Origin of the sequence: Streptomyces calidiresistens (assembly GCF_014141525.1) — a bacterium.
Taxonomy (GTDB): domain Bacteria; phylum Actinomycetota; class Actinomycetes; order Streptomycetales; family Streptomycetaceae; genus Streptomyces; species Streptomyces calidiresistens.
This window is the reverse complement of record NZ_VKHS01000435.1, coordinates 1-4,677: the sequence shown is the minus strand read 5'-3', so window position 1 is coordinate 4,677 and position 4,677 is coordinate 1. Positions and strand designations below refer to the sequence as shown.

The 4,677-nt window shown below is 74.7% G+C and carries 5 protein-coding genes; 3 read left to right on the top strand and 2 right to left on the bottom strand.

What is annotated here, in order from left to right:
- On the top strand, positions 1-693 hold a 693-nt coding region (locus FOE67_RS17050), incomplete at its 5' end, for an MFS transporter (protein WP_498370705.1).
- A 101-nt stretch (positions 694-794) separates the two neighbouring features.
- The gene (locus tag FOE67_RS17045; protein ID WP_228473970.1) at positions 795-1,028 is read left to right on the top strand and encodes a S1 domain-containing protein; all 234 of its coding nucleotides are present in this window, start codon (positions 795-797) and stop codon (positions 1,026-1,028) included.
- An 81-nt stretch (positions 1,029-1,109) separates the two neighbouring features.
- Here the strand turns inward: FOE67_RS17045 and FOE67_RS17040 are convergent, their stop codons facing one another.
- Entirely contained in the window at positions 1,110-1,997 is an 888-nt protein-coding gene (locus FOE67_RS17040; RefSeq protein WP_182665216.1) for a class I SAM-dependent methyltransferase, read from the bottom strand.
- A gap of 256 nt (positions 1,998-2,253) precedes the next feature.
- Complete coding sequence (locus tag FOE67_RS17035; RefSeq protein ID WP_182665214.1) at positions 2,254-3,108, bottom strand: universal stress protein; 855 nt, start codon at positions 3,106-3,108, stop codon at positions 2,254-2,256.
- 371 nt (positions 3,109-3,479) lie between these two features.
- Here FOE67_RS17035 and FOE67_RS17030 point away from each other — a divergent pair, with 371 nt between their 5' ends.
- Positions 3,480-4,472 (top strand): alpha/beta fold hydrolase, encoded by a 993-nt coding sequence (locus tag FOE67_RS17030; RefSeq protein ID WP_182665212.1) that lies wholly within the window; start codon positions 3,480-3,482, stop codon positions 4,470-4,472.
- Positions 4,473-4,677: the final 205 nt, after the last annotated feature.

Genomic DNA, 4,677 nt, shown 5'->3' with positions numbered 1-4,677 from the left:
GGGGAGGAGGGGAGCCCGGGGGCGCCGAAGGACACGGAGGAAGTCGAACAACCCGTCTCCCGGCGTCTGGTGGCCCGGACGATCGCGCGGAGCGCGGCCTGGCGGGAGTACACCGTCCTGGACACCCTCACCACGCTCGCGCTGTCCTCGGTGATCCTCACCCTGCTGCCGATCATGCGGGAGCACCTGGGGATGTCCCCCGCCCGGGCCGCCGGTTTCCTGGCGTTCTCCGCTCTCGGGTCGATCATCGGCGGGCTTCTCGTCGCCCGGGCCGGTACCGACGGCATCCACCCCTCGCTGTCCCGGGCGCCGGTGGTGGCGGCGATCGGGACCGCCGCCATCTCACTGCTGGGTCACCACCCGTGGCTGTTGGCCGTCGGGCTCATCCTCTTCGGGCTCGGCTTCACCGTGTACCTGCGCTCGGCGGGTCTGATCCTCCAACTCCGTGCCCCGTTGCGGCTGCTGGGCACCTGGAGCGGTCTGCTGGACGCGGTGGGGAGGATCTTCTCCGCCGCCGCCATCCTCCTCACCGGCTTGACCTTCGACCTGGTGGGCGGGCTACCCGTCCACCTCGCCTTCGCCGTTCTGCTGCTCCTCACGGCGGTGCGCTGGGCGCGGTTCTCCCGGGTGCACCGTGACGCGTTGGGAAACACCCCCCTCCACCCGGCGGGAGACGACGTCGGGACGCGGTGAGTGCCGGCGCCGTGCCCGGCACCGGACCACCGACGGGCCCCGGGGGGCCGAGTGGTCCGGGGCGGCCGGTGAACGGGCGGCCGCCCGGGTACGGCGGGGGTATGGCGACGATGGAGTGGATCCGGGCGACGGTGCGCGAGTGGCACGACGAGGAGGGGTGGGGGGTGTTGGAGGCCGCCTCCACGCCGGGCGGGTGTTGGGCGCACTATTCGGACATCGAGATGCCCGCCTTCCGCGCGCTCACGGCCGGTCAGGAGGTGGACCTGCTGCCGGAGGAGCCGGGTTTCCTCCAGGACGGGTACCCGTACCGGGCCGTGAAGGTGGTGCCCCGGTGACGGTTCCCCGCCGGGACCGGGTGCACGGGCGATCCGCGCGCCGGGCGTTCGTCCCGGCGCGCGGAGCACACCCGCGCGCCGTCAGGACAGGCGCGGCTCGGGGCTCCGGCTGACCCGGATCTTGGACTGCTTGTGCGGCAGCTTCTCCCAGTCGTCCATGAACCGGGCGTGCAGTCCGTGCCGGCGGGCGAGCGCGACGAGGGTCTCGGTGCGGTAGTAGAAGTCCTCCCGCAGCACCTGGTGCTCCTCGCCCTCGGTGCGGTCGAAGGTGAAGTCGAAGAACCCCTCCGGCTTGAGCACCCGCCCCACGTGGGCCAGGCACTCGTCGATGACCTCGATGGGCGAGTGGGAGAAGACGCTGTGCGCGTGGACCACGTCGAAGTGGTCCGAGGGCAGGAACTCCAGCTTCAGGTCCCGGGTGAGGCTCAGGTGCGGCAGTTTGTCCCGCAGGTCGTATTCGGCCACCGTGCGGTGGGCGTGCAGCAGGATGTCCGGGGAGATGTCGATGCCGTGGTAGTGCCCGGGGTCGAGGTGGGCGATGAACAGCCGCCCGGCCCGCAGGTTCCCGCAGCCGATCTCGAGCATCCGGTGGTGCGACTTCAGGCCGTGGCCGACCAGGTAGTCGTACTGCATCTTCCCCAGGGCCAGCCACCGCTCCCGGTTGGCGCTGCCCACCGCGGCCTCCGGGCTGCGACGCACGTCGGAGGCCATCACCGCGGAGTAGTAGGAGACGTGGTCCGGGTACTTGCGGCGCAGCCAGGCGTCCCGGCCGGCCCGGCGCAGGTGGGGCAGGATCCGACCGGGGTGGCGCAGCGCGTACCCGATCCGGTGCCCCAGGCGCGAGCGGTTGACCACCAGGCGGCGGTGGACCCGGGCGGCGGTACCGGCGACGCCCCGTGCTCTTCCGGGTTCGGACCCGCCGCTCCCGGAACGGGGGTCGTCGGCGGGCCGGCGGGTGGTGGCGGCCATGGCGATTCCCTTCTCGCCGGTGGAGCGGCGGGGTGGGGGCGGACCGAGGGACGCCCGGTGTCCCGGGGTGCGCCCATTGTCACCCTCGAACCCTTTTTCGCACGGAAATGGGGCCCGCTCGGCGTGGTGTCCGGATCCGCCCCCGGTTCCGAACGATCCACGCCGGGCGGGCCCGGCCGTCGAACCCGGCGACCACCACGTCCGTCGGGTCCGACGGGCCGGCCGGGGATCCCGGCCGGCCTCGGAGAGGTCTTTCCTACTCGTGCGGCACGATCACGACGGGGCACCGCGCGTGGTGCAGGGCCGCGTGGACGACCGCGCCCACCCGGGGGGCCAGCGCCCCCAGTCGGCGCCCGCCGCGTCCCAGGACCAGCAGGCGCGCCCCCGCCGCCTCGGCGAGCAGGCCCTCGGCCGCGCCGCCGGCGACCGGTGCGGCGTCCACGGCCACCTGCGGGTACTTCTCCCGCCACGGCGTCAGCGCCGCCTCCAGCCGGCCGGCCGTCTCCTCGCCGTCCGACTCCGTCCCGTCACCGGCCGAACGCCGGGTGTGCACCACCCGCAGCGGCAGCCCGGCCCGGGCGGCCTCGGCGAAGGCGAACTCCAGCACCTCCTCGTCGGGGCGCTCGGGCCGCTTGAGACCGACGCAGATCGGCCGCGCGGTGCCCGGAACCTCGGCGGGGCCCTCCGGTCCGGCGGAGTCGGCGCGGACCACCAGCACCGGGCACTCGGCCCGGGCGACCACGGCGTGGCTGACGGAGCCGAGCAGGAAGCCGGCGATGGTCCCCAGGCCCCGGGCGCCGAGCACCAGCAGGTCGGAGTCCAGGGCGCGGTCCAGCAGCGCGGGCACCGGGCTCTCGGGCGGCGACTCGCGCCGGATCTCCAGCTCCGGGTGGGCCGCGGCGATCGCGTCACCGGTCTCGGTGAGCTTCTCCTCGGCCGTCATCCGCAGGTGCTGGGGGGCGTCCATCGGCGCCTCCCAGGCGCTGATGATGCCCCAGGCGTAGACCAGCCGGAGCGGTACACCGCGGCGGGCGGCGATCTCCGCGCCCCAGGCGGCGGCGGCGCGGCCGGCCTCGGAACCGTCGATGCCGACGGTGATGTATCGGACCATGGCGGCGGTCTCCTCTCCGGGCTCCGGCCCGGGCGGTGTCCCGACCGGTGCCGACGGGTCCGCGGCGGGGCCCCGAACGGTCGGTGGTGCGGGTGGCGCCTCGCTGCGCCGATTTCATTGTGACCCGAGGGGGTGCGCCGCACATCTTCGAAGCGGCCCCCCTCGGGGGCCGTTCGGCCCTCTTTTCCCGGGTTCTCCCCCGGGTTTCCCCCCGGCCTTCCCCGGGCGACGCGGAGGCGTTCGAGGGCACCCGCGCGATTCACCCGATCGGAGGGGGTGGGGTGACCGGGACCGCCGAGCGCTCGTTGATCCTCCGACCGCCGCAACATGCCGCATCACGTTCCGGGGGACCGGAGAGGTGGAGGGTGACCGTGAACGGGAGTTCGCCGGCGCGACCGTCGGAGGTGCCGTGTGCCGAGGGGGTGAGCGTCCGGGTGCACCACTGGGAGGGGTACCGCTGCGAGTCCCGGGTGGTGCGCTCGTCCTCGCCCCGGGTGGCCCCGGTGCTGCTGGTCGGCGGGGCCCTCCAGCGCAAGGAGGACTGGGGTCGGCTGGAGCGGGAACTGCTGCGGCACGCCGACGTGGTGAGCGTGGACCTGCCCGGGTGGGGGGCGGGCGATCCGCTGCCGGAGCGGTTCGGGGTGGACTTCCTCACCGAGGCCCTGCGCCACATGCTGGCCGAGCTGGACCCGGGACCGGTGAACGTGCTGGGCGGCTCCTACGGGACGGCCCCCGCGTACCGGCTGGCCGAGCTGGACCCGAGCCGGGTGGCCCGGCTGGTCCTGGTGGGGACGATGCCCGCCATCCCCGAGCACGCCCGCGGGCTGATCGAGCACACCCTGGAGCTGTTCGCGGCCGGGCGGATGACGGAGTTCGCGCGGGCGGGGGTGGAACTGCTGATGTCGAGCACGCCCGGCGCGGACGTGGCGTGCGGGGCGGCGGTGCGCCGCATCCTGCTGCACCGTTTCGCCCGGATCTCCCCGGAGGAGGGGTTGAAGTACACCGAGAACACCCGGCGCCTGCTGGCGGGGGCGATGCTGGGCGGCGGTGGGGGCCCGCCCCAACCGGTGCTGGTGACCACCGGTGAGCACGACACGTTCACCACCCCGGCGCTGTGCCGGGAGGTGGCGGCCGGGTGCGCGGACAGTTGGTTCGTCGAGGTGGCCCGCGGGGACCACATGCTGCACCTGGAACGCGCCCCGGAACTGGTGGAGCTGGCGGCCCGGTTCTACGCCGGTGAGCCCTTCGCGGAGCTGCCGTTCGTGCGGAGCGCGGAGCGGGTGCGCGGCGCCGTGGCGCTGCCGGCGCCCGGTCGGGCGGGGGCCCGGATCGGGCTCGACCCGGCCGTCGCCCACGGCGGTTGACCGGCGGGTCGGGCCGCCGGCGGAGTCGTCCGGTGGTGCCGCGGATCGGCCGGGGGAATGGCCGGTGGGCGACCTTCCGGGGCCGATGCGTTGCGGGAAGAATGACCGGATCGACCGCCGGTCACCCCGGCGCGTCGATGGTGTTCGCGGGGCCGGCGTCCGGCCCGCCCCGAACGTCCACCCCCGTGATCGGCCCGTCCCATCC

Coding starts and splice junctions, on each gene's coding strand:
- FOE67_RS17045 (WP_228473970.1), top strand. CDS start 795: ATGGCGACGATGGAGTGGATCCGGGCGACGGTGCGCGAGTGGCACGAC.
- FOE67_RS17040 (WP_182665216.1), bottom strand. CDS start 1,997: ATGGCCGCCACCACCCGCCGGCCCGCCGACGACCCCCGTTCCGGGAGC.
- FOE67_RS17035 (WP_182665214.1), bottom strand. CDS start 3,108: ATGGTCCGATACATCACCGTCGGCATCGACGGTTCCGAGGCCGGCCGC.